The sequence below is a fragment of the Collinsella sp. MSK.8.10 genome (assembly GCF_019041915.1).
Lineage (GTDB): Bacteria > Actinomycetota > Coriobacteriia > Coriobacteriales > Coriobacteriaceae > Collinsella.
Window position 1 is genome coordinate 157,270 of sequence record NZ_JAHPYF010000004.1, and the last position, 23,539, is coordinate 180,808.

Consider the following 23,539-nt stretch of genomic DNA (forward strand, 5'->3'; position numbering starts at 1 on the left):
GATCATTCCCCCTTCCCGATAACGACGTCATTTCCAACGACGGCCGTATCCTTGGTGGTATCGACAGAGCCGAGCTTCACGCCCTCTTCGACCGTGGAGTTCTCGCCCAAAATAGCGCGGCAGATGTGCGCGCCGCTCTTAACGTGCGCACCCGGCAGCAGCACGGAGTCCTCGACCACGGCGCGCTCCTCGATGATGACATCGGTCGAAAGGATCGAGTGGCGAGCGGTGCCGTAGATCTTGCAGCCGTTGGAGACCAAGCAGTCGTCCAGACGGCCGTCCGGGCCAATGTAGTGCGGCGGACGCGTGGTGATGTTGGACATGATGGGGAAGTTCTTGTCGAACAGATCGAACTCGGGGTTGTTACCCAGCAGGTCCATCGAGGTCTCATGGAAGCTGGCGATGGTGCCGACGTCCTTCCAGAAGCCGTGGAACTCGTAGCTGTACAGGCGCTTGTTCTCACCGAGCAGCTTGGGGATGATGTCCTTGCCAAAGTCGTGGCTCGAGCGCTGGTCCAGAGCGTCCTCCTCGAGCGCCTCGATCAGCACGTCGGCCGAGAAGATGTAGATGCCCATGGACGCGAGGTTCGAATCGGGCTTCTCGGGCTTCTCGGTGAACTTGGTGATGCGGCCGTCTTCGGGGTCGGTGGTCAGGATGCCAAAGCGGCTGGCCTCCTCCCACGGCACGGGCATAACGCTCACCGTGAGGTCGGCGTTGTTCTCAATGTGCGTCTTGAGCATCTTGCGGTAGTCCATGCGATACAGGTGATCGCCCGAAAGAATCAGGACGTACTTGGGGTCGTTGGCCTTGATGTAGTCGAGGTTCTGCGTAATGGCGTCGGCCGTGCCCGCATACCAGGCGCCGCCGGTCTGCGTCTCGTACGGCGGCAGGATCGACACACCGCCGTCGCGGCTGTCCAGATCCCACGCCTCGCCGGAGCCCACGTAGGCATGCAGCAGGTAGGGACGGTACTGCGTCAGAACGCCCACCGTGTCGATGCCCGAGTTGGAGCAGTTGGACAGCGAAAAGTCGATAATGCGGAACTTGCCACCAAAGCTAACCGCCGGCTTGGCGATCTTTTGGGTGAGTGCCCCCAATCGGCTGCCCTGTCCTCCTGCGAGGAGCATCGCGATGCATTCTTTCTTACTCATCGATTTCTCCTTCTGTCATCGATGTTCCTAACCCATTAGCGACGGGCGCGGCGCACTGTCACGCCCGTCGAGTAATGCCGTGCGGCAAAGGGAGCTCGCGCGCTTTATGCGTGCCAGATCTCGTCGCGATACTCGCGAATGGTGCGGTCGGACGAGAACCAGCCACTCGAGGCGGTGTTGAGCAGGGCCTTGCGGTTCCAGGTCTCCTGGTCGCCGTAGCTGCCCGTGAGGTTCTCCCATGCATCCACGTAGCTACGGAAGTCAGCCATGACCAGGTCGGGGTCGTTGTTGTTCATGAGCTCGTTGTAGATGCTCTCGAAGTTGCCCGAAAGACCCGCAAACGTGTTGTCCTTGAGCTCGTCCATCACGCGGCCCAGACGCTCGCGGTCGCCGTTGAGGGTATCCCACGCAAAGTAGTTGTTGGATGCCCAGAGCTGCTCGACCTCGGGAGCGGTCAGGCCAAAGATGGCCTCGTTCTCACGGCCGGCCAGGTCGGCGATCTCGATGTTGGCGCCGTCGAGGGTGCCCAGCGTAATGGCGCCGTTCATCATGAGCTTCATGTTGGACGTGCCCGAGGCCTCCTTGCCGGCCGTGGAAATCTGCTCCGAGATCTCGGCGGCGGGGTAGATGAGCTGGGCGTTGCTCACGCGGAAGTTGGGTATAAAGCAGACCTTCATGACCTCGTTCACACGGGCATCGTTGTTGATGACGTCGGCGACGGAGTTAATGAGGCGGATGGTCTCCTTGGCAAAGGTGTAGCTCGAGGCAGCCTTGCCGCTAAAGATGAAGGTCGTCGGCGTCACGTGGAAGTTGGGATCGGCGATGCGGCGGTTGTAGATGTCCATCACCTTCATGATGTTCATGAGCTGGCGCTTATAGGCGTGGAAGCGCTTTACCTGGACATCGAAGACGGTGTTGGGGTCGATAACCAGACCGGTCTCGGCCTTGACGTAGGCGGCCAGGCGCTCCTTGTTAGCGCGCTTGGAGGCACCCACGGCCTTCAGGAACTCGGTGTCGTCCTTAAACTCCTTGAGCTTCTCCAGCTCAAAGGCGTCTTTGAGCCAGCCATCGCCAATGGCCTCGGTCACGAGCTTGGCATAGGTGGGGTTGGCCTCGGCAAAGAAGCGACGGTGCGAGATGCCGTTGGTCTTGTTGTTGAACTTCTCGGGCGTCAGGGCATAGAAATCCTTGAGCACGATGTTCTTGATGATGTCGGAGTGGATCTTGGCCACGCCGTTGACGCTATGGCTGCAGATCACGGACAGGTTGGCCATGCGAATCTCGCCGTCCCACAGGATGGCGGTCTGACGCAGACGCTCCTGCCAGCCCTCCTGCGTGGTGTCGAACGACTCGTGCCAACGACGGCTGATCTCATCGATGATCTGGTACACGCGGGGGAGGAGCTTGGAGAACGTGCCGATGGGCCACTTCTCCAGAGCCTCGGGCAGGATGGTGTGGTTGGTGTAGCTCACGACCTGCGTCACGATGTTCCAGGCGTCATCCCACTCGAGCTTCTTCTCGTCGATGAGGATGCGCATGAGCTCGGGGCCGCACATGGCGGGGTGGGTATCGTTGGTGTGGATGGCCACAAACTGCGGCAGCAGCTCCCAGTTAGCGCCGTGCTCCTTCTCAAAGGTGTCGAGCAGGCTGTAGATGCCGGCCGAGACAAACAGGTACTCCTGCTTCAGGCGCAGCAGACGGCCGTGTTCGCCGGCGTCATTGGGGTAGAGGATGGCGCTGATGGCCTCGGCCTCGGCGCGCTCGGCATCGGCCAGGGCATAGTCCCCGCGGTTGAAGGCCTCCAGATCGAAGTGTTCCTCGACCGGCTCGGCGGCCCAGACGCGCAGCTTGTTGACGGTCTCGCCGGCATAACCCACAATGGGGATGTCATAAGGGACGGCCAGGATGTCCTGCGTGTCCACCGTGCGGTAGAACGTGCGGCCGTTCTCCTCAAAGCCCTCAACATGGCCACCAAACTTAATGGTCACGGCCTTGTCCTGACGACGAACCTCCCAGGGATAGCCGTGGGTGAGCCACTCGTCGGTGGCCTCAACCTGGCTGCCGTTGACGATCTCCTGCTTAAACAGGCCGTAGCGGTAGCGCATGCCGTTGCCGTAGCCGGCAATGCCCTCGGCTGCCATGGAATCCAAGAAGCACGCGGCCAGACGACCCAGGCCACCGTTGCCCAGGGCCGGATCGGGCTCCTGGTTCTCGATGACGGACAGGTCAAAGCCCATGTCGTCGAGCGCCTCGGCGACCATGTCGCGCACGCCAAAGTTGAGCAGGTAGTTGTCGAGCAGTCGGCCGATCAAAAACTCGATCGAGAAGTAGTACACGCGCTTCTTGCTCTCGGCGGTCACACGGGCGTCACTCTTGGTGGCAACGGTGCGCGCCTTCTCGGCCACGAGCTTGGCCAGGGCGTTAAAGCGGTCGAGGTCGCTGGCGGCCTCGGCGCTCTTGCCGCTGATGCTCATGACGGCATCGCGATAGAGCTCGGTAAACTCCTGCTTGTTGTCGAAGATCTTATTCATACGTTCCTTTCCCCCGGGGATGTTTCTCCCGGAACGGTTATGACTTGTATCCTACGCCTCGTCGGGGCGGGTAATTACAGCTGTAACGGTTTTGTTACGCATCCTTGGCAGACGGCTTAACAGAAGCAGACTTGGTCTTGGTAGCGGCCTTTTTGGCAGCCGGTTTCTTGGCTGCGGCCTTAGCAGCGGGCTTTGCGGCAGCCTTGGCCTTGGCCTTGGTCGTCGTGGCCTTCGCCTTAGCCGGAGCCTTCTTGGCAGCCGCAGGCTTAGGCTTCACCGAGGACGTGCGCTTTTTGGGCGCAGCCTTGGGCTCCTCGACCACGGGCGGCTTATAGCTGCTGGGACCGCGGCGCTTAAGCACCACGCCTGCCAGGCCTGGAACCTTGATCTCGATGGAGTCCATCTGCCCGTTCCAGGGATAGGGCTCGCTCGAGCAGGTGTAGGGTTCCTCGCCGGCATAGCCGCTGCCACCGAACTCGGGACGGTCGGAATCGAAGATGACCTCCCAGTCGCCCTCGCGCGGCACGCCCACGCGGAAGCTCTCGTAGCTCGCCGGGTCAAAGTTGATCAGAATCACCAGATCGTCGTCGATGTCCTCGCCCTGGCGCACAAAGCTCACGATGGACTGCTTGGAGTTGTCCGCATCGATCCAGGTAAAGCCGTCGTCGGTGTAGCCGCGCTCGTACAGGGCGGGCTCGGCGGTGTACAGGTGGTTGAGCGCCTTGATAAACGCCTGATGATGACGGTGGGTCTCATACTCCTCGGTCAGGAACCACTGTAGGGATTCGTAGTAGCGCCACTCAATAAACTGGCCGATCTCGTTGCCCATAAAGTTGAGCTTGGCGCCGGGGTGCGTCATCTGGTAGAAGGCGAGCGTGCGCAGGCCGGCAAACTGGCGCCACCAGTCGCCCGGCATGCGGCCGATCAGCGAGCACTTGCCGTGCACGACCTCATCGTGGCTCAGCGGGCAAATAAAGTTCTCGGTAAAGGCGTACATGATGGAGAACGTGAGCAGCCCGTGGTTGCCGGGGCGCCACGGAAAATCGGTCTGCATGTAGTGCAGGGTATCGTTCATCCAGCCCATGTCCCACTTGTAGTGGAAGCCCAGACCGCCGTCCTGCGGCGGGTAGGTCACGAGCGGCCACGCGGTGGACTCCTCGGCCATCATCATCACGTCAGGGAAGTGGGCCTCCACGGCGCAGTTGACCTGGCGGATAAACGCGCTGGCATCCAGGTCCTCCTCGGTTCCGTACTTGTTGAACTTCTTTTGGCCGGGATCGTCGATGCCAAAGTTGAGGTACAGCATGCTGGACACGCCATCCATGCGGATGCCGTCAACGTGGAAGTTCTCGAGCCAGTACAGCACGTTGGAGACCAGGAAGGAGCGGACCTCGCCGCGGGCGAAGTCAAACTTGTGCGTGCCCCAGTTGGGGTGAATCTCGTGCTCAAACAGCATGTGGCCGTTAAAGGTGGCAAGGCCGTGGGAGTCGGCGCAAAAACCGCCGGGCACCCAGTCCATGATCACGCCGATGCCTGCCTCGTGGCATGCATCGATAAAGTGCATGAGTTGCTGCGGGTCGCCATAGCGCGAAGTGGCGGCATAATAGCCGGTCGTCTGGTAGCCCCAGGAGCCATCGAAGGGATGCTCCATGAGCGGCATGACCTCGATATGCGTATAGCCCATGTCGCGCACGTAGTCCACGAGCTCCACCGACAGGTCGTCGTAGGTGTAAAACTCGCCGCGCTGCGCGGGGAAGGGATCCATGGGGCCGGGATAGTTGCCATACTCGTCCGGCTCGCCCTGCGGCGCGTCGCCGTGGCGCTTCCACGAGCCAATATGCACCTCGTAGATGTTAAGGGGCTGCGACATGTGGTTGTGGCCGGCGCGGCGCTTGAGCCATGCGGCGTCGTTCCATTTGTAGCCATCGAGGGTCCACAGCACGCTAGCGGTACCCGGAGGGCACTCGGCCTTGAAGGCGTACGGATCGGCCTTGTACAGTTTTTCGCCCTCGTTGGTCTCGATTAAATATTTATAGAGCTGGCCTTGTTCTGCGCCAGGAATAAAGCCTTCCCAAATAGCACTCGTATGCACGGGCACCAGCGGGTTGGCTTCTTCATCCCAGTCGTTAAATTCGCCAATGACATGCACGCTCTTTACATCGGGCGCCCAAACGCAAAAGCGCCAGCCGCGCGTACGGTTCTGCGTGTCGGGGTGCGCGCCCATCTTTTCCCAGCTGCGCTCCCACGTGCCGATGCCAAATAGATAGACATCGTCCTTGGTGAGCTCCGGTGCGTGCGGGGCGGCTTTACGGGTTGCGGGCTTTTTAGCCGTTGGCTTTAGCTTTGTATCGCTCACGTTTGATCCCATCATGACGCGGCAGCGTGTTGCCTTGGTGACTAGATGCGAAAGGTCCAAGGCTGCACGAATCGAAGGGACGGCGATAGTTCTATGATTCGTTCCACCTCGCGTGCTCGGTGGAACTTTCGGCAGAAACTACGATAACACCTGTACGTTACTTTTATGAAGGAAAGTGGTTTTTGGGCGGCGTTTAATCGGTAAGCGCCATGTTTAGACCACTGGCAGAATTGCGATGGTAAAACTCTTGACAGTTTTACCAATAAGGGTTTTTTGATTGTTGGTTTGACGTTTGGTAAAACGTTTTTAGCAGGTTGTTTACCATTTGACATCGAAAGGTACATTTATGTCCCAGACCGCCGCTCCCAATGTCGCTTTTATTTTCGATTGCGACGGCACGCTGGTTAATAGCACCCACGTTTGGGCCTATGCCCAGCCCGAGTTATTGCACCGCCACGGAGTTGACGTGACGGTCGACGATTTTGCCCAGTTTGAGCATTTGTCGCTCGAGGACGAGTGCCAGGCCTACCACGACACCTGGGGCATTGGAGCGAATGGCGAGGAGCTGTATCGCGAGCTGAGCGACATCCTGATCGATGGGTACTCCAAGGTGCCGCCGCGTGAGGGGCTCCTGGCATTTTTGGAGCAGACGAAGGCGGCGGGCATTGCCTTGTGCGTTGCCACGTCCACGCCGGCCGAGCTGGTTAAGTCTGCGCTTGCGGGCGCCGGGCTCGACGCGTACATGGAGTTTGTTACCACGACGGGCGAGGCAGGACGCTCCAAACAGTTCCCCGACGTATACGAGCTGGCGCTGCGCCGCCTAGAAGAGCGCCACGGGCACAAGTTTGAGCGCGCGTGGGTGTTTGAGGACGCCGTCTTTGGCCTAAAGAGTTCTGGGGTCGCCGGCTTTAAGCGTGTAGGTATTTATGACCCGCACGGCCGCATGAAGCGCGACGATGTGCGCGCCAACTGCGATATCTTTATCGACAGCTACGAGGAGCTGGATCTGGCCCGCCTGCTTGCGTTTGAGGGATAGGCGAGAGCTGTGGCTTGTAAGGTATTAGTGGTTTGCGGCTCGCCCTTGGTGGCGAGCGCGGATCTGTTGCGTAGGCTAGTAGGGGAGTGCGACCACGTTGTCGCCGTGGACCGCGGTCTCGACGCGCTGCTGGGCGCCGGCCTGGGCTGCGACGTGTATGTGGGGGATGCCGATACGGTGAGCGACGTAGGCCGTGCGTTGGTCGATGCCGCCGAAGCCTTTGAGGTAGAGCGCCACGACCCGTACAAGGACTATACCGATTTAGCACTGGCCCTCGATTCCGTCCGTCGTCGCTGGCCGGGTGCTGAAGTGGTAGCGACCTGCGCCACCGGCGGCCGTCCGGATATGGCGCTTTCCGTACTGGGCCTGCTCGCGGGCTACGAGGACGCCCCAGTTTGGATTGCCGAGGACGAAGTAACGGCCCGCATCCTGCACGGAGGCGAATCCTGGACTATTGAAGGCGCCGAAGGCAAGACGTTCTCCATCATCGCCGTTGCCCCCAACACCGAGGTAAGCGAACACGGCCTAGAATGGGGGCTAGACCACAGTCCCTTGGGCCTGCTAGCCGACACGGGCATCAGCAATGTCGTCAGGAGTACGGCCAAGATCCAAGTCCACACCGGCACCGCCATCGCTTACTTATATCAATAGGCATTTGGAGTCTGACCCAAAAAAAGTCCTTGCACGTCGCGTCAACTTCCCCTATAGTATCTTCTCGTCACGGGGGCGTAGCTCAGCTGGGAGAGCGCTTGACTGGCAGTCAAGAGGTCAGGGGTTCGATTCCCCTCGTCTCCACCATCGTGAATGCAAAGGCCTTCGGTATTCCGGAGGCTTTTTTTTCATGCCAAAACACCACGGGCCACAAACCCATACCCACATCAACAAAAAGTTGCACAATTTATTTCCCATGTCTGTACATAGTTTGTTATCCAAACGCAATTACCAGTGCAGCTCGCTGCACCAGCTGGGCTTCAGGAACGCTCCCAATTATTGCCAGCACCCCAATAACCTGCGCCAACGTGAACAACTTCCCAAAACAACCCCCTTTAGCACGTCAAATGAACGATATGTTGTCCAACGCAGCCCAAATCAGTTTCACTAACAGTTTCACTAACATCTTGTGCTAGGATACCTAGCGTTACATGAGTTCAACTGTGCTCGCGGCTCCAGCAAGTCACAAAGCGCAGGGTCGATCAGCATCCGGCCGTAACGGCGGTGCCAGAAACACCACGAGCTCCAATATCGATTGCCATGCGCGATTTTGCACTTGGTTTTGCGGGCATTTAAAAGTTCGCATCGTGTAGTGCATCAAGTTGCTACGGCAAACCTAAGCAGTCTTCAGCTGTTTGCGTGCGGTCCAGTTTTGTTCCCGCTTGACTGGATTGCACGCAGCCAGCTGGGGTCGCGTTCTTTTATGCGATACACGTCCGCGACTCTAGCAACTGCACTCATACATACCGTTCACGGTGGGGCAGAGCCACGTGCTTGTCTGACTGGGCTCAGGGTTTGAATATGGAGCGCCTTCGCGCATGAGCGCCCTGGCGAAGCCATACCCAAACCCCGTGAGCCACACGTAAGACGACAAGGGGGTGGTGCTCGTGTGGTATGTGATCCAGGTCATTAACGGTCGCGAAGATGTAATGCGCGAGCGCATCGAGCGCATGGTGCCGGCGAGCGCCATGCAGGAGCTCTTTTATCCCCAATTTCAAACCGAGATTAAAGTACACGGCGAATGGGTCAATACGACCAAGCCGCTCTTTCCCGGTTATCTTATCTGCGATACGGCAGATCCCCGTACCGTGCAACAGTATCTGCTGCGTATGGACGACTTTGCCCGGGTGCTTTCCCAGGACGGTCAGTTTGTGCCGCTGGCAAAAGAAGAGGTCCAGCTTATTGGCGGCTTTACGCATAGGGGAGACCGCGTAGTGCCCATGAGCGAGGCCCTAAAAGACGGTGACCAGGTCATAGTGACGGCAGGTCCACTGTTGGGCCACGAAGGCCTTATCAAAACCATTAACAGACGCAACAGCACTGCTTATTTGGAGCTCGACCTTTGCGGTCGACGCGTAACTACGCGCGTTGGCCTTGCCGTGCTTTCGGCCGAGCAGCGCGTCATGCGCAACCTTAAAAAGGCGATGCCTAGTTGAAGGCGATCGCTACACAGATCAGGGAGGATCCCCGACCCGGGGACGAAGTCTTGGAAGAAAACGTGTCGGATAAAACTCAATATGCAATGGATGCGCCAGCGGGTGCAGCGTTGATTGCTCAGGCTATGGACCGGCGTGAGGGAGACGGCCGCTACAAGGCCATGCAATCCATCATGGACTGGGACCGCTCTCGCCTGGCCTATAGGGCCGTGAAGCGCGCCTTTGACGTCGTGTTCAGCGGCTGCGTGCTGGCCGTCATCGCCGTTCCCAGCCTTGTGCTTGCCGCGGCCATCCGCCTTGAGAGCGAGGGCAACCCCTTCTACAGCCAGATCCGCGTGGGCCAGACCCACCGCGATGGCAGCCTGTCCACCTTCCGCATGTGGAAGTTCCGCTCCATGTACAAGGACGCCGACGAGCGCCTGGCAGATCTCAAGGAGCAGAACGAGATCGCCGGTGCCATGTTCAAGATGAAGGAGGACCCGCGCGTTACCAGGATCGGCAAGTTCATCCGCAAGCACTCCATCGACGAGTTCCCGCAGTTCCTGAACGTGTTCCTGGGGCAGATGTCCGTCGTGGGTCCGCGCCCGCCGCTACCGAACGAGGTGGCGGAGTACACGGAGTACGACCTGCAGCGTTTGGCCGTGAAGCCCGGCATCACCGGGCTCTGGCAGGTCACAGAGCGCAATTCTGCCAGTTTCGACGGCATGGTCCGCCGGGATCTCGAGTACATAGCAAAACGCGGAATCGTCATGGACCTAAAGATCGTCCTCCTCACGGTTCTGGAGGTCTTCAACGGGAGCGATGCGTACTAATGCAGCATGTTTTCATCATCGGATCCAAGGGAATTCCGGCAAACTACGGCGGCTACGAGACGTTCGTGGAGAAACTGACCGAGAATCAGGTTTCGCCTGACCTCAAGTACCACGTGGCGTGCGCTGTGGACTCCGCCGAGGAGGTCGGCGAGTTCGAGCACAACGGAGCGCATTGCTTCAAGGTACTACGCAGGCCCGTCGGAGCCGCTAGGGCGATCTTCTACGATATAGACGCCCTCAAGTGGTGCACCGCCTATATCGAGAATAACCGTGTCGAGCACCCCATCGTCTACGTGCTGGCCTGTCGCATCGGACCGTTTTTCGGAAAGTACGTAAAGAGGATCCACGCCCTTGGTGGCAAGGTCTTCGTGAACCCCGACGGCCACGAGTGGAAGCGCGCCAAGTGGAGCGCGCCCGTCCGCAGGTACTGGAAAGTCTCGGAGCGCGGGATGGTCAAGCACGCCGACCTGATGGTGTGCGACTCCAAGAACATCGAGAAGTACATTCGAGGGGAGTATGCCGACCTGCACCCCGAGACGACCTTCATCGCCTACGGGGCCGACATCAGGCACTCAGCGCTCGCGGACGACGACCCCAAGTTCACTGGATGGCTCTCCGAGAAGGGCCTCGAGCCCTTCGGCTACTACCTGGTCGTGGGACGCTTCGTGCCCGAGAACAACTACGAGACCATGATCCGGGAGTTCATGGCTTCCGGCTCCAAGCGGGATTTCGCGCTCGTGACGGGAGTGGACGACTCCTTCCTCGCGGAGCTCGAGCGGAAGACGCACTTCAAGTCCGACCCACGCATCAAGTTCGTCGGGACCGTCTACGACCAGGAGCTCCTGAAGAAGATCCGTGAACAGGCTTACGGCTACTTCCACGGCCATGAGGTCGGGGGTACCAATCCGAGCCTCCTGGAGGCGCTGGCGTCCACGCGCCTCAACCTCCTTCTCGACGTCGGTTTCAACCGCGAGGTCGCTGAGGACTCGGCCCTGTATTGGAGCAAGGAATCCGGAGACTTGGCTGAACTTATCAATAGCGCCGACGTGATGGATTGGAAGTCGATCGAGGAGCTCGATACGGCATCGACCTCCGTTATCCGCGACCGGTATTCGTGGCGGTCCATCACCGACAGCTACGAAGACCTTTTCCTCGGAAGGAGATAACCAGTGAAAGGCATCATCCTCGCAGGCGGGTCCGGCACGCGCCTGTACCCGCTCACGCTCGTGACCTCCAAGCAGCTGCTGCCGGTCTACGACAAGCCCATGATCTACTACCCGCTGTCCACCCTCATGCTTGCGGGCATCCGGGACATCCTGGTCATCTCCACCCCGACGGACCTGCCCAACTTCGAGCGCCTGCTCGGGGACGGCTCGCGCTACGGCGTGAACCTCACCTACGCCGAGCAGCCCTCGCCGGACGGCCTGGCGCAGGCCTTCACCATCGGCGAGGAGTTCATCGACGGCGAGCCGTGCGCCCTGGTGCTCGGCGACAACATCTTCTACGGCAACGGCCTGTCGCGTCACCTGACGCGCGCCGTGCAGAACGCAGAGTCGGGCCGCGCCACGGTCTTCGGCTACCACGTGGACGACCCCGAGCGCTTCGGCGTCGTGGAGTTCGACCGCGAGGGGAGGGCCGTCTCCATCGAGGAGAAGCCCGCCGAGCCCAAGAGCTCCTACGCCGTCACCGGCCTGTACTTCTACCCGGGCGACGTGGCCGCCAAGGCGCACGAGGTCAAGCCGTCCGCGCGCGGCGAGCTCGAGATCACCACGCTCAACCAGATGTACCTGGAGGAGGGGACGCTGTCCGTCGTCACCCTGGGCCGCGGCTACGCGTGGCTGGACACCGGCACCATGGAGAGCCTGCACGAGGCCGCGGAGTTCGTCCGCGCCGTGGAGCACTCCCAGGACCTTCCTGTGTCCGTCCCCGAGGAGATCGCCTGGGAGAACGGCTGGATCACGACCGCCGGGCTCGAGGAGGCCGCGAAGGCCTACGGCAAGTCGGTCTACGGCCGGCACCTGAAGAAGGTCGCCGCCGGCGAGATCGTCAACAGCCCGCGCGAGTACTAGGAGGAACCCTCATGTCTGAGATCTTTGAACCCAGGAACATCATCGTCACGGGCGGCTGCGGCTTCATCGGCAGCAACTTCGTGCACTACGTGGTGGACAACCACCCGGGCGTACATGTCACCGTCCTGGACAAGCTGACCTACGCCGGCAACCCCGAGAACATCGCGGGGCTGCCCTCCGACCGCGTGGAGCTCGTCGTCGGCGACATCTGCGACGCCGCGCTGCTGGACCGCATCGTCCCGGGCCACGACGCCATCGTGCACTACGCCGCGGAGTCCCACAACGACAACTCCATCTCGGACCCCGAGCCCTTCCTGCGCACCAACGTCGAGGGCACCTTCCGCCTGCTGGAGGCCGTGAGGAAATACGGCGTCCGCTACCACCACGTCTCCACCGACGAGGTCTACGGCGACCTGGCGCTCGACGACCCGGCCAAGTTCACCGAGGAGACGCCCTACAAGCCGTCCTCTCCCTATAGCTCGACCAAGGCCAGCTCCGACATGCTCGTGCGCGCCTGGACCCGCACCTACGGCCTACGGACAACGATCTCCAACTGCTCCAACAACTACGGCCCCTACCAGCACGTGGAGAAGTTCATCCCCAGGCAGATCACCAACATCATCGACGGCGTGCGCCCCAAGCTCTACGGGAAGGGCGAGAACGTCCGCGACTGGATCCACACCGAGGACCACTCCTCGGCCGTCTGGGACATCCTCACCAAGGGCCGCATGGGGGAGACCTACCTCATCGGCGCCGACGGCGAGAAGAACAACATCACGGTCCTGCGCATGATCCTCACGGCCATGGGCCGCGACCCCGAGGACTTCGACTGGGTCGCCGACCGCCCCGGCCACGACCGCCGCTACGCCATCGACAGCACCAAGCTGCAGCGCGAGCTCGGCTGGAGGCCGGCGCACACCGACTTCGCCGAGGGCCTGAAGGCCACCATCGACTGGTACGTCGCCAACGAGTCCTGGTGGCGCCCGGCCAAGGAGGCCACCGAGGCGCGCTACCGCGCACAGGGCCAGTAAGGCCGCATCCCGGCGAACCGCACCGCGGGGCGCCCGCGCGGGGCCGCAGGGCATGGGGATGATCCTGCGTCCCCGCGCGGGCGCCCCCGGTTATCCAACCTCATCGATAGGAGCTTTTCCCACATGGCAGACATCGCATTCGAGAAGGACCTCTCCGTCGCCGAGACCGGCATCGAGGGCCTCAAGGTCGTCGACCTCGCCGTCCACGGCGACTCGCGCGGCTGGTTCAAGGAGAACTGGCAGCGCGCCAAGATGTGCGCCCTGGGCATCCCGGACCTCCGCGTCGTCCAGAACAACGTCTCCTACAACGACAGCCGCGGCGTCACGCGCGGCATCCACGCCGAGCCCTGGGACAAGTTCATCTCCGTGGCCCGCGGCTCGGTCTTCGGCGCATGGGTCGACCTGCGCGAGGGCAGCGCCACCTACGGGAAGGTCTACACGACCGTGCTCGACCCGAGCAAGGCCATCTACGTCCCGCGCGGCGTGGGCAACAGCTTCCAGGCGCTCGAGGACGGCACCGCCTACACGTACCTGGTTGACGCCCACTGGTCGCTCGAGCTGAAGAGGACCTACACCTTCGTGAACCTCGCCGACCCGGAGCTCAACATCCAGTGGCCGATCCCGCTGGATCAGGCCACCGTCTCCGAGGCCGACCTCAACCACCCGATGCTCAGGGACGTCGTCCCCATGGCGCCGAAGCGCACCCTCGTCACCGGCTGCAACGGCCAGCTGGGCCGCGCGGTGCGCGCACTCGCCGAGGAGCGCGGCGTGGCGAAGGACTTCGACTTCTGCGACATCGACACCTTCGACATGTCCGACCCGGAGGCCTATTCGCAGTACGACTGGTCGCTCTACGGCGCCGTCATCAACTGCGGCGCCTACACGGCCGTGGATAAAGCCGAGACCCCCGAGGGCCGCGTTGTCGCCTGGAAGGCCAACGCGACCGGCCCGGCGCTTCTCGCCCGCACCTGCGCCGGGCACGGGATCACGCTCGTCCACGTGTCCTCCGACTACGTCTTCGACGGCACGGCCGAGGTCCACGACGAGGACGAGCCGTTCAGCCCGCTGTCCGTCTACGGCCAGACCAAGGCCGCCGGCGACATCGCCGTGGCCGGCTGCCCGCGCCACTACATCATGCGCAGCTCCTGGGTCATCGGCGAGGGGCACAACTTCGTCAAGACCATGAGGGGGCTGTCCGACCGCGTCGCCGACCCGGACGACAAGCTGGAGCAGGTCACGGTCGTCGACGACCAGCTGGGCCGCCTGACCTTCACGCGCGACATGGCCGAGGCCATCTTCCACGTGCTGGGGGCGAAGGCCCCCTACGGCACCTACGGCTGCACCGGCGCGGGCGCCGTGAAGTCCTGGGCGGACATCGCACGCGCCGTCTTCGAGGCCGCCAACGGCAACGGGGACAGGGTCGTGCCGGTGTCGACCGCCGACTACTACGCGAATGCTGCCGGCCCCGTCGCCCCGCGCCCGGTCCACTCCGCGCTCGACCTGTCCAAGCTCCAGTCGGTCGGCTTCCACATGCCCGACTGGGAGGAAGAGCTCGAAGAATACCTGTTTGGCTCTTCTGAAAAAGCAAATATGGAGCAGCTGTGAAAGTACTGATGCAGACCCGCCAAAACGTTTTTGATCTAGCGGGCGGTGACACGACACAACTTGTAAAGACGAAGGAGGCCCTTGAATCAAAGGGTATTGATGTCGACCTGTCCTTGGACTTGCGACCCGATGTTTCTGGATACGATGTGGTCCACTTGTTCAACCTCACGCGGGTCCAGGAAACTTTCATCCAGTCGAAAAACGCCAAGGAGGCCGGAAAGCCTGTCGTGCTCTCCACGATTTACTGGCCGACTGACAGCTTCGAAAAAAGCGCAGCAAACGGCCTGAGAGGTTTTTTGGGAAAACATCTTAGCGTCGATGGAATGGAGCGCCTCAAGGCCTTCGGAAAGTACGTCTTGCGCGGGGAGCGCAGCGAGGGTGCACGCTACCTTATGACACATAGCTTCCAAAAGATGCAGCTCGAGATATTGGACAACTGCGATGTGTTCCTGCCGAATGCAAAGACCGAGATGGACCAGATAGCGGCTCATCTCGGTTTTCGCACCGACAACTATGTGGTCGTCCCCAACGCCGTCGACGTCGCGAGCATTAAGGCCGCGAAAGAGGTTGAATCAACAGGATACGAGCGATTCAGTGGATGGATTGTTTGCATCGGCCGCATCGACATTCGCAAGAACCAGCTCAACCTAATCAAGGCGGTGGAGGGGTCGGATTACAAGGTCGTCTTTGTGGGAAAGAAGTCTCCCGGGCATATCGAGTATGCGAACAAGGTTGTGTCGGAGATAGAAGCCAATCCGAACATGGAATGGATCGAGCAAATTCCCAACGAAGACATCTACAAGCTGTGCCGCGAGTGCCGTGTGAGCGTGTTGCCTAGTTGGTTCGAGACGCCGGGCCTCGTGAGTCTGGAGGCAGCCGCTATGGGGTGCAATATCGTGGTATCTCCCAAAGGAACGACGCGGGATTATTTCGGTGACAGCGCGTTTTATTGCGATGTCAGCAGCCCTTCCTCCATCAGGGCTGCGCTGGATGAGGCTTACGCCGTCAATTACGACGAGGTTTTCGGCCGAAAGGTAATTACGGAATACACGTGGGAGAAGGCTGCTGAGAAAACTCTCGACGGCTATCAACTTGCTTTGAAAGGCTGATATGAAAAAAGTTATGCTCGTCTTCGGCACTCGCCCGGAGGCCATTAAGATGTGCCCGCTCGTGAACGAGCTGAGGGCGCGCCCCGACGAGTTCGACACGGTTGTGACGGTCACCGGTCAGCACCGTGAGATGCTGGACCAGGTGCTTCGCGTGTTCGACGTCAAACCCGCCTACGACCTGGCCGTCATGAAGCCGGGACAGACTCTGTTCGACGTTACGTGCGACGTGCTGCTCAAGCTCAAGGCGGTCCTCGAGGACGAGAAGCCCGATGTCGTGCTCGTACACGGCGATACCACGACCAGCTTCGCCGCTACGCTCGCGTGCTTCTACCTGCAGATCCCTGTGGGCCACGTTGAGGCGGGCCTGCGCACGCACGACATCTTCAGCCCCTGGCCGGAGGAGTTCAACCGTCAGGCGGTCGACATCGTGAGCGAGTACTATTTCGCCCCCACTGAGGCCAGCAAGAAGAACCTTCTGGACGAGGGCAAGCCGGAGTCGAAGATCTGGGTCACCGGCAACACGGGAATCGACGCCCTTCGCACCACCGTTCGCGATGGCTATACCCACCCCGAGCTCGAGTGGGCGGAGGGCTCCCGCCTCATCCTCATCACGGCGCACCGTCGCGAGAACCTGGGCGAGCCCATGCACCGCATGTTTCGCGCCATCCGCCGCGTGATGGAGGAGCACCCCGACACCAAGGCGATCTACCCCATCCACATGAACCCGCTCGTCCGCAAGGCGGCGCACGAGGAGCTTGACGGCTTCGACCGGCTGCATATCATCGACCCGCTCGAGGTTCTCGACTTCCACAACTTCATGGCCGTCAGCCACATCATCCTCACCGACTCGGGCGGCATCCAGGAGGAGGCCCCGAGCCTGGGCAAGCCCGTGCTCGTCATGCGCGACACCACCGAGCGTCCCGAGGGCGTGGCAGCAGGCACGCTGAAGCTCGTCGGCACCGAGGAGGAGGCCATCTACCGCGAGTTCAGTAGGCTTCTTTGCGACGACGAGGAGTACGTCGCCATGTCCCGCGCCTCCAATCCCTACGGCGACGGACATGCGAGCGAGCGGATCGCGGAAGCTTTGGGTCGTTCTTCTCTCGAGGCTGGAATACGTGATGGTGAATGTCGATGAATCTTTTTAATTGCGGACAAATCAACGAGAAGCTTAAAGGTTTGTTTTGGAAACTCCCGTTGAGCGCTGAATTTAAAGAAAACCTCAGAGTCAGGCGTTATGAGCGTATTCTCGAACGCGAAGCGGCAGCCGATGCGGGCTCCTTGCGTATTGTGGCTGATAATGACCTTTTGAGCTCTTACGCCGAGCATGTCCTAGAAAGTTATGATGCGCGTGCCGAGGGCTACGTCGGCTATCGAAGGCATGATGAGGCTAAGTCGGACGTGCTGTTGGTGGCATATTATTTGACGCAATTCCACCCCAATGCTCAAAATGACTCCTGGTGGGGACGAGGAACCACTGAGTGGAACAATGTTTGCAAGGCCGTCCCTCAGTTCACGGGGCATTATCAGCCAAGGAAGCCCGGCGAGCTCGGCTATTACGATTTGCGCTTGAAATGCAATATGCAAAGGCAGATTGAGCTTGCGAAGAATTATGGCGTAGGAGCTTTCTGTTTTTACTACTACTGGTTCGATGGTGGTCAGAGACTTCTCGAAGGACCTTTAGATATGTTTCTGGATGACTCAAACCTTGACATGCCTTTCTTTTATTGCTGGGCGAATGAAAACTGGACAAAGCGATTCAGCGGTACGAGCAACGATGTCTTGATGGAGATCACCCAGAGTTCCGAGAACTACACCGCCTTCATGAGGGATGTTGTCCATGATTTCAGCGATGAGCGATATCTCCGAATAGACGGCAAGCCCGTCCTATCCGTGTATCGCCCATCGCTTATTCGAGATCCGGAGCATGTGATTTCTGAGTGGCGCCGCATTTGTAAGGACGAATGCGGCTCAGAACCCTATCTTATTGCCGTGCAAGAGCGTGATACCAACATTGATTGGTCGGCAGTTGGCTTTGATGCCGAGAGCGAGTTCCAACCCAAGCAGGTGCAGCACAACTGTCGCAACATAACCAAACAGGTGCGTCCGTTGCGCGAAGATTTCGGCGGCACCGTCTACGACTATGCGGATTTGGTCGAGAATAAGCGATATGCGACTTGGAGCCGCGATAAGAAGGTCTATCCCGCCGTTATGCCCATGTGGGACAACACGGCCCGAAGGAATCACAGAGGAACGATTTTTCACGGGAGCACGCCTGAGCTATATGGACGATGGCTTGCGGACACGATTGACGAGGTGCGCCGTAGGCGCGACTTAGACAAGAAGATGGTCTTTCTAAACGCTTGGAACGAGTGGGGAGAAGGTGCCTACCTGGAACCTGATTCACTGTGGGGGTATGCATATCTTGATGCGACATTGCGGGCCATCATGCAGGATGGGCCGAACGAATGAAAAAGAAGAAACTGTTCATTGCCATAACGCTTTCGAACTATCTTATTGACCGTACGGGTACGCCGAAGGTCGTTATGAGTCATCAGGTTGCTGCCAATGACGCTGGCATCAAGTATGTTGCCTTATTTCCCATTGGCGGTTCTTCTAAATTTGCAAAGAGGCTTTTCAGCAACTCGTTCGGTGTGATATGCGATGGTAAGTTCGCAGGAGTTTTCAGCCTTGAAGCTTTCTTGGCTAGGATAGGACGTTTGCTCGATGGCGAGTATGAACTGGGATGCATTTACATCCATCACTTCATGGGATGGAACCTTGAATCGATTGCTGGCATAGTATCTTCGTATCCTAAGGTCCAGCTGGTCGTATATGCGCATGACTACTACCTGTGCTGCACAAACTATAATTTGATACAGGATAGTACACAATTATGCGGATCTGCTAGATTGGGCGACGCACAATGCGCGGGATGTGCCTATTACGCTGACAGCATTATTCGTGAAGATTGCATCTGGAGGCTTCTGCACAACGAGCTTCATCGCATAGTATTTGCTTGCCCTTCAAGCGTTGTCGAAAGAATGGTGCAATCTTTCCATCCGGAAGCAAGGGGGCATTGCACGGTAATTCCACATCAAAGATACGTCGGGATTTATCTTGACAACAAGGAGATGCTTCCTCCCAATCATGCGATCAAAGTTGCATATCTTGGGAAACAACAGTCTATAAAAGGCTGGGACTGTTGGTGTCGCCTTGTTGACGCGTTTCGTGGCCAGGGAAAATATGAATTCGTTGTGTTCAATAACGAGACGAAGCCTTTACCTAGCGGAATGAGACGGGTCTTCGTCGAATTTTCACCAGGAAAACCCAATGCTATGATTGACGAGCTGCGACGCGAGAATGTGGATGCTGCTTTACTTTGGTCTCAATGCCTAGAGACGTATTCGTACACCTGCATGGAGGCATATGCCTCAAATGCTTTTATCATCACTTGTTCATCAAGCGGTAACATAGCTGAGTTTGTGAGTATGACGCATTGCGGCCAGGTTCTTTCTTCGGAGCAGGAGCTGTGCCAGCTGCTCGACGAGCCTGATAAGTTGCTGGAGTTGTTGAACGGGTTCCGCGCTAATCACGATGGGGGCGCGATGGCCCTCGCGACCAATGACGCATTCATTGCTTTGGCGAAACCGAGCATGCCGACTGCGCAAAATGCCGTCGAAAATGAGAGGCAATGCCGAACCTACAGATTCCGGCTAGACAATTGCTTCTCTTTGCCGCTGCGTATTTTCTATTCATGTCGGGAGCGAAAAAAAATCGAGGCTGCAAATTCACGGAAACGAAAACAAGAGTTCGCCATATGAGTATTCTTGAGAAAAAAATAGGGTCGGGGATAGATGCACTGATAATCAGTCTGATTATGGCTAAGGTTTTTCTGCTTGAATACCTTGGTATGGCCGGAATCGTAAATAACGTTATCTTTCTTCTCATTGGAGTTCGCCTTATCTTCAGTGGCTGGAAGATTCCGAAGAAGCTGCTTTTCCTCGTCTGCCTAATTACGATGCTCCTTGTTTTGAGTTACTCTGCTGGGAGCATAGTTCCCGGTAAGACCTCATACAACCTTAAAGCCATACAGACCTTCTTTTTCTATGCGCTCTTCATCGTGATGCTGAAGACCAACGGGTCAGATTTGCTGGATTTCGGCAAGCAGCGATGGATTGTTTTCTTTAACGTTGTCTATGCCGTCAACTGTATAGTTATCCTAATTCAGGTCTATTACCCATATTCTCTTATGGCGGCCGCCCCCATGACGGGCCAAATTCCCTTCTATGAAGACCTGATTTCAGGTCTTTTCATGTATGCTTCGACCCATGCCGTTGCGTTGTTCTCGTGCTTCGTTTTGCTCATTGATTTGAACAGCATACGGGATGGAAGCGGGGAGTTGCGAATCCCCGTCGTTTGTTGCGCGGCGGCGGTTCTTGCTAGCTCACTTGGTATTGCCGCCTTGAACGACAACAAGGCTTTGTTCGCCTTGATGCCCATCGTTCTTCTGCTTTTCTATGCCGAAGGTTTGTCATCGATCAATTTCATGAGAATCGCCAAGGGCCTGATGTTTCTTGCTGTCCTGCTGGGAATTGTCTTCTTGCTGTACATATGCAATTCATCGTTCGCAAACTTTTTTGATGACAATGTCCTGTCGTTATTTGACCTTGTGGAAAGCTCTAGTTCGATAGGAACCGATGCGGTGGGCAGTGGAGAAAGAATTGCAATAATCGGTTATGCCTTAAATTTGGCGTCAAGCTGGCTTTTTGGTATCGGTTTGGGCGCAGCAACATTCCACGAGGGCGCCTTCTGCGGGTTTACTCATTTCGGCCAAGCTGATTTTGGATCGCTGGTCATCCTTCTGGGTGTTTGGTTCCTTATTGCCCTGTTTGCTTTCTATGTCTTCTGCGTGTCTTGCGGGTGTCGGTGGCGCAGACCATACGTTCTTTATCTTTCCCTTGTTGCGCTTGCGGCAACTGCGACAATCTACACTCAGTGTTTTACGAGGGCAAATAATGCCTTGCTGTTCTTGCTTATAGGGCTTGCGCTCGTCGAAAGGTGGAAGTCCATTGCTCAGAGTACGTCGGTTCTTTCTAAGGAGTGACTGGTAATATGAAGGTCGGGATTGTTACTTTTACCTTTGGGGACAATTATGGTCAGCGTCTGCAGAATTATGCTGTTCAGGAGCTGCTTCAAAGAAGGGGAGCGGATGCGAGCACGATTCGCCAAAGCGAGCCACGTTGCAGCCTAAAGCACCAGGTTAAAGTTTTTCTTGTCGATAGCTTCGCTGGTAAGAGGGGGGCCAAACGAGCGAGGCATTCAGCGTTTCTTCGATTCGATGAGGAACATATTAAATATGAGCCGAATTATTCTTTGCCGGATTTCCCGCCGAGAAAATCTGATGGTTTCGACGCTTTTGTAGCCGGAAGCGATCAGATTTGGTCCCCTTACATTCCTGATAGCAATGGTGCTATGTTTCTTTGCTTTGCCGAAAGTGTCAAGAAAGTGTCTCTCTCGGCTAGCATTTCTGCACCTGAGCTGCCCATGGAGAAAAAAAGCGCATACAGGGAAAGACTCGCTGCGTTTGATTTCATATCGGTTAGGGAGAAGAACGCCGCAAGATTGATTAGGGAATGCGCTGGGTTGGACGCGGAGGTTTTGATCGATCCAACCCTTATGCTTGACGCTGCAGATTGGGATAAACTCGCCGAAGCGCCTGCGGCTTTACTTCCTAGGCGCTATGCCCTGAAGTACTTTCTCGGTAGTGATTCTCCCAAGGTTGCGATGTTCGACGAATATTGCAAACGAGCGGGATTGGAGGTCGTAGATCTTCTGGGGGATCCTCGGTTCTTTGCCTGTGGACCTTCTGAGTTCATCTACCTAATAAGGAACTCCTCGCTTGTTGCTACTGATTCTTACCACGGAAGCATCTTTACGCTCCTATATCGTAAGCCGCTTCTGATGTTTGAACGCGCAGGTTCGCAATTCGACATGAGCGATCGGTTCGATACCTTGGCTGAGAAGCTTGGCCTAGGTAATTGGCGTGAAGCAAATTGGAATTACCTCGAAAGCGGGGAGCCAAAATCCTTTGATGTTGAGGATAAGCTTCGAATTGAGCGCGCAAAATTCGATTCGTTCCTTAATCGATCCCTGTTCAGCAAATCGAGAAAAGAAATTGTCTATCATGCTTAGCCAACGTAAGACCGGTGCGATACTCGGCTATGCAAACATCATAGTCAAGAACCTGGTCAACCTCGTCTATACGCCCATGCTGCTGGCATTCGTGGGCCAGGCTGACTACGGCGTATACCAGACGTCCAACTCGTTCGTATTCTCGCTTACACTTCTAACCTTCGGCTTTTCCGAGGCCTACATCCGCTTCTATACGCAGGAACGAGCGAAAGGTAGCGAGGGCGACATTCGCAGGCTCAACGGCATGTATCTCATGCTTTACATTGCGGTCTGTGTCGTGGCCCTTGCGCTGGGCTTACTCTTTTCTGCTAATGTTGGGACATTTTTCTCAGATAGTTTCACGGACAACCAGGTGGGACTCGCGGGTAAGCTCATGGTGATAATGTCGTTCAACGTCGCCGTGACGCTATTTTCAACCGTCTTCGATGCGTACATTCTTGCCCATGAACAGTTCAAGTTTCAACAGTCGAGGCAGATGTTCACATCTTTGGCGACTCCTGGCGTGGCTTTCGTGCTGCTCAATCTTGGGATGGGGGCGGCGGGCGTTGCGACGGCGCAGCTTGCAGTTGCATTGACACTGTTGGTTCTGAACGCCAGGTTCGCAGTCTTAAAGCTTGGCATGAGATTTGATGTTTTCCACTTTGACGGGTCTCTCTTCCTCTCGATTGCCGCGTTCAGCGCGTGGATATTTGGTAATCAGATTTGTGAACTGGTTAACCAGAGTGTTCCAAATATGTTACTTGGCGCTCTTACGAGTGCCGTCACCGTATCAGTGTTTGCAATTTCAATTCAAGTTCGTAGCGTCTTCGTTTCCCTTTCAACGGTGATGTCGAATGTCTTTGTTCCAATGATCAATCGTATCGTAGCCACAAGCGATGACAACACTAAACTCACCCGACTCATGACGCGCGTGGGACGCTACCAGATGTTCCTATTCTGCTGGGTGTACTGTGGATTCGTCCTTCTCGGGCGCTTCTTCATTGCCAAGTGGGCGGGCGAGGGCTTCATGGACGCGTACTGGCTTATCTGCGCCATGGCGCTGCCACTGGGAATTCCCCTGTGTCAGAACACAGGAATCGAGATTCAGCGCGCCAAGAACAAGCACAAGGCTCGCTCCGTCGTTTATCTCTGCATGGCGGGCGTCAACGTTGTGTTCACTTGGGCTATGTCACCTGTTCTGGGTTATTGGGCTCCGGCCATCGCCTACATTCTGAGCATTTCGTTGGGCAACGGCCTCTTTATGAACTGGTATTACCAGAAGAGGATTGGGCTCGATATGGTTTTCTACTGGCGCCGCAACCTTCCCGTGCTGTTGGTCTCCGCTTGCGTCCTCGCAGCATGCCTGCTGGGATCAGCCTTCGTGCCCGTCACTGGATGGGCGTTGTTTCTCTGCTGGGGTGCTGTCTACACCGTCCTGTTCATGGCCGCTATGTGGGCGTTCGTACTCGATGCCGACGAGAAGAACATGCTCGCTGCTCGCCTGCCGTTCCTTCGTTAGGA

The 23,539-nt window shown here is 57.8% G+C and carries 18 protein-coding genes and 1 tRNA gene; 16 read left to right on the forward strand and 3 right to left on the reverse strand.

The annotated features are described in order from the left end of the window. Positions 1-2 precede the first annotated feature (2 nt). The 3 genes from KTF55_RS06130 to glgB all read right to left on the reverse strand — a co-directional run bounded on the left by KTF55_RS06130 (position 3) and on the right by glgB (position 6,053). The gene (locus KTF55_RS06130) at positions 3-1,151 is read right to left on the reverse strand and encodes a glucose-1-phosphate adenylyltransferase (RefSeq protein ID WP_035138263.1); all 1,149 of its coding nucleotides are present in this window, start codon (positions 1,149-1,151) and stop codon (positions 3-5) included. Positions 1,152-1,255: 104 nt separating this feature from the next. After that, complete coding sequence (locus tag KTF55_RS06135; RefSeq protein ID WP_217108412.1) at positions 1,256-3,682, reverse strand: glycogen/starch/alpha-glucan phosphorylase; 2,427 nt, start codon at positions 3,680-3,682, stop codon at positions 1,256-1,258. 94 nt (positions 3,683-3,776) lie between these two features. After that, positions 3,777-6,053, reverse strand: a complete 2,277-nt coding sequence (gene glgB / locus KTF55_RS06140) for a 1,4-alpha-glucan branching protein GlgB (RefSeq protein WP_217108449.1) — start codon at positions 6,051-6,053, stop codon at positions 3,777-3,779. Between the two features lie 331 nt (positions 6,054-6,384). Here glgB and KTF55_RS06145 point away from each other — a divergent pair, with 331 nt between their 5' ends. The 16 genes from KTF55_RS06145 (at position 6,385) to KTF55_RS06220 (ending at position 23,537) form a co-directional block, all read left to right on the forward strand. Continuing rightward, the gene (locus tag KTF55_RS06145; protein ID WP_217108411.1) at positions 6,385-7,074 is read left to right on the forward strand and encodes an HAD family phosphatase; all 690 of its coding nucleotides are present in this window, start codon (positions 6,385-6,387) and stop codon (positions 7,072-7,074) included. 27 nt (positions 7,075-7,101) lie between these two features. After that, positions 7,102-7,725, forward strand: a complete 624-nt coding sequence (locus KTF55_RS06150; protein ID WP_371814745.1) for a thiamine diphosphokinase — start codon at positions 7,102-7,104, stop codon at positions 7,723-7,725. Between the two features lie 71 nt (positions 7,726-7,796). Further along, a tRNA-Ala gene (locus KTF55_RS06155) sits at positions 7,797-7,872 on the forward strand. An 800-nt stretch (positions 7,873-8,672) separates the two neighbouring features. After that, positions 8,673-9,221, forward strand: coding sequence for an antiterminator LoaP (gene loaP / locus KTF55_RS06160; RefSeq protein ID WP_226790727.1), 549 nt, complete (start codon positions 8,673-8,675; stop codon positions 9,219-9,221). 62 nt (positions 9,222-9,283) lie between these two features. Then, positions 9,284-10,033, forward strand: coding sequence for a sugar transferase (locus KTF55_RS06165; RefSeq protein ID WP_226790725.1), 750 nt, complete (start codon positions 9,284-9,286; stop codon positions 10,031-10,033). Beyond that, on the forward strand, positions 10,033-11,199 hold the full coding sequence (gene cps2T, locus KTF55_RS06170) for a beta 1-4 rhamnosyltransferase Cps2T (RefSeq protein WP_217108408.1): 1,167 nt from the start codon (positions 10,033-10,035) through the stop codon (positions 11,197-11,199). The genes KTF55_RS06165 and cps2T overlap by 1 nt, the downstream gene beginning before the upstream one ends. A gap of 3 nt (positions 11,200-11,202) precedes the next feature. Continuing rightward, the gene (rfbA, locus tag KTF55_RS06175) at positions 11,203-12,102 is read left to right on the forward strand and encodes a glucose-1-phosphate thymidylyltransferase RfbA (RefSeq protein ID WP_217108407.1); all 900 of its coding nucleotides are present in this window, start codon (positions 11,203-11,205) and stop codon (positions 12,100-12,102) included. 11 nt (positions 12,103-12,113) lie between these two features. Then, entirely contained in the window at positions 12,114-13,133 is a 1,020-nt protein-coding gene (gene rfbB, locus KTF55_RS06180) for a dTDP-glucose 4,6-dehydratase (protein WP_217108539.1), read from the forward strand. Between the two features lie 123 nt (positions 13,134-13,256). Next, a complete protein-coding gene (locus KTF55_RS06185) occupies positions 13,257-14,738 on the forward strand; it encodes a sugar nucleotide-binding protein (protein ID WP_217108540.1) in 1,482 nt (493 codons plus the stop codon). Further along, complete coding sequence (locus KTF55_RS06190) at positions 14,735-15,847, forward strand: glycosyltransferase (protein WP_148346688.1); 1,113 nt, start codon at positions 14,735-14,737, stop codon at positions 15,845-15,847. Before KTF55_RS06185 ends, KTF55_RS06190 begins: the two co-directional genes overlap by 4 nt. A 1-nt stretch (position 15,848) precedes the next feature. Next, positions 15,849-16,982, forward strand: coding sequence for a non-hydrolyzing UDP-N-acetylglucosamine 2-epimerase (wecB, locus tag KTF55_RS06195; RefSeq protein WP_148346689.1), 1,134 nt, complete (start codon positions 15,849-15,851; stop codon positions 16,980-16,982). Then, positions 16,979-18,316 (forward strand): glycoside hydrolase family 99-like domain-containing protein, encoded by a 1,338-nt coding sequence (locus KTF55_RS06200; protein ID WP_161116196.1) that lies wholly within the window; start codon positions 16,979-16,981, stop codon positions 18,314-18,316. The genes wecB and KTF55_RS06200 overlap by 4 nt, the downstream gene beginning before the upstream one ends. After that, positions 18,313-19,668, forward strand: a complete 1,356-nt coding sequence (locus KTF55_RS06205; RefSeq protein WP_217108066.1) for a hypothetical protein — start codon at positions 18,313-18,315, stop codon at positions 19,666-19,668. Before KTF55_RS06200 ends, KTF55_RS06205 begins: the two co-directional genes overlap by 4 nt. After that, a complete protein-coding gene (locus KTF55_RS06210; RefSeq protein WP_217108067.1) occupies positions 19,665-20,951 on the forward strand; it encodes a hypothetical protein in 1,287 nt (428 codons plus the stop codon). Before KTF55_RS06205 ends, KTF55_RS06210 begins: the two co-directional genes overlap by 4 nt. An 8-nt stretch (positions 20,952-20,959) precedes the next feature. Beyond that, a complete protein-coding gene (locus tag KTF55_RS06215) occupies positions 20,960-22,039 on the forward strand; it encodes a polysaccharide pyruvyl transferase family protein (protein ID WP_217108068.1) in 1,080 nt (359 codons plus the stop codon). Further along, positions 22,032-23,537, forward strand: coding sequence for a lipopolysaccharide biosynthesis protein (locus KTF55_RS06220; protein WP_217108069.1), 1,506 nt, complete (start codon positions 22,032-22,034; stop codon positions 23,535-23,537). Before KTF55_RS06215 ends, KTF55_RS06220 begins: the two co-directional genes overlap by 8 nt. The last annotated feature ends 2 nt before the right edge of the window (positions 23,538-23,539 follow it).

Excerpts from the sequence above, each read along its gene's own strand:
- KTF55_RS06185 (WP_217108540.1), top strand. The coding sequence starts at position 13,257 with ATGGCAGACATCGCATTCGAGAAGGACCTCTCCGTCGCCGAGACCGGC.
- rfbB (WP_217108539.1), top strand. The coding sequence starts at position 12,114 with ATGTCTGAGATCTTTGAACCCAGGAACATCATCGTCACGGGCGGCTGC.
- glgB (WP_217108449.1), bottom strand. The coding sequence starts at position 6,053 with ATGATGGGATCAAACGTGAGCGATACAAAGCTAAAGCCAACGGCTAAA.
- KTF55_RS06220 (WP_217108069.1), top strand. The coding sequence starts at position 22,032 with ATGCTTAGCCAACGTAAGACCGGTGCGATACTCGGCTATGCAAACATC.
- KTF55_RS06130 (WP_035138263.1), bottom strand. The coding sequence starts at position 1,151 with ATGAGTAAGAAAGAATGCATCGCGATGCTCCTCGCAGGAGGACAGGGC.
- cps2T (WP_217108408.1), top strand. The coding sequence starts at position 10,033 with ATGCAGCATGTTTTCATCATCGGATCCAAGGGAATTCCGGCAAACTAC.
- KTF55_RS06135 (WP_217108412.1), bottom strand. The coding sequence starts at position 3,682 with ATGAATAAGATCTTCGACAACAAGCAGGAGTTTACCGAGCTCTATCGC.
- KTF55_RS06145 (WP_217108411.1), top strand. The coding sequence starts at position 6,385 with ATGTCCCAGACCGCCGCTCCCAATGTCGCTTTTATTTTCGATTGCGAC.
- KTF55_RS06215 (WP_217108068.1), top strand. The coding sequence starts at position 20,960 with ATGAAGGTCGGGATTGTTACTTTTACCTTTGGGGACAATTATGGTCAG.
- KTF55_RS06205 (WP_217108066.1), top strand. The coding sequence starts at position 18,313 with ATGAAAAAGAAGAAACTGTTCATTGCCATAACGCTTTCGAACTATCTT.
- KTF55_RS06200 (WP_161116196.1), top strand. The coding sequence starts at position 16,979 with ATGAATCTTTTTAATTGCGGACAAATCAACGAGAAGCTTAAAGGTTTG.
- KTF55_RS06210 (WP_217108067.1), top strand. The coding sequence starts at position 19,665 with ATGAGTATTCTTGAGAAAAAAATAGGGTCGGGGATAGATGCACTGATA.
- wecB (WP_148346689.1), top strand. The coding sequence starts at position 15,849 with ATGAAAAAAGTTATGCTCGTCTTCGGCACTCGCCCGGAGGCCATTAAG.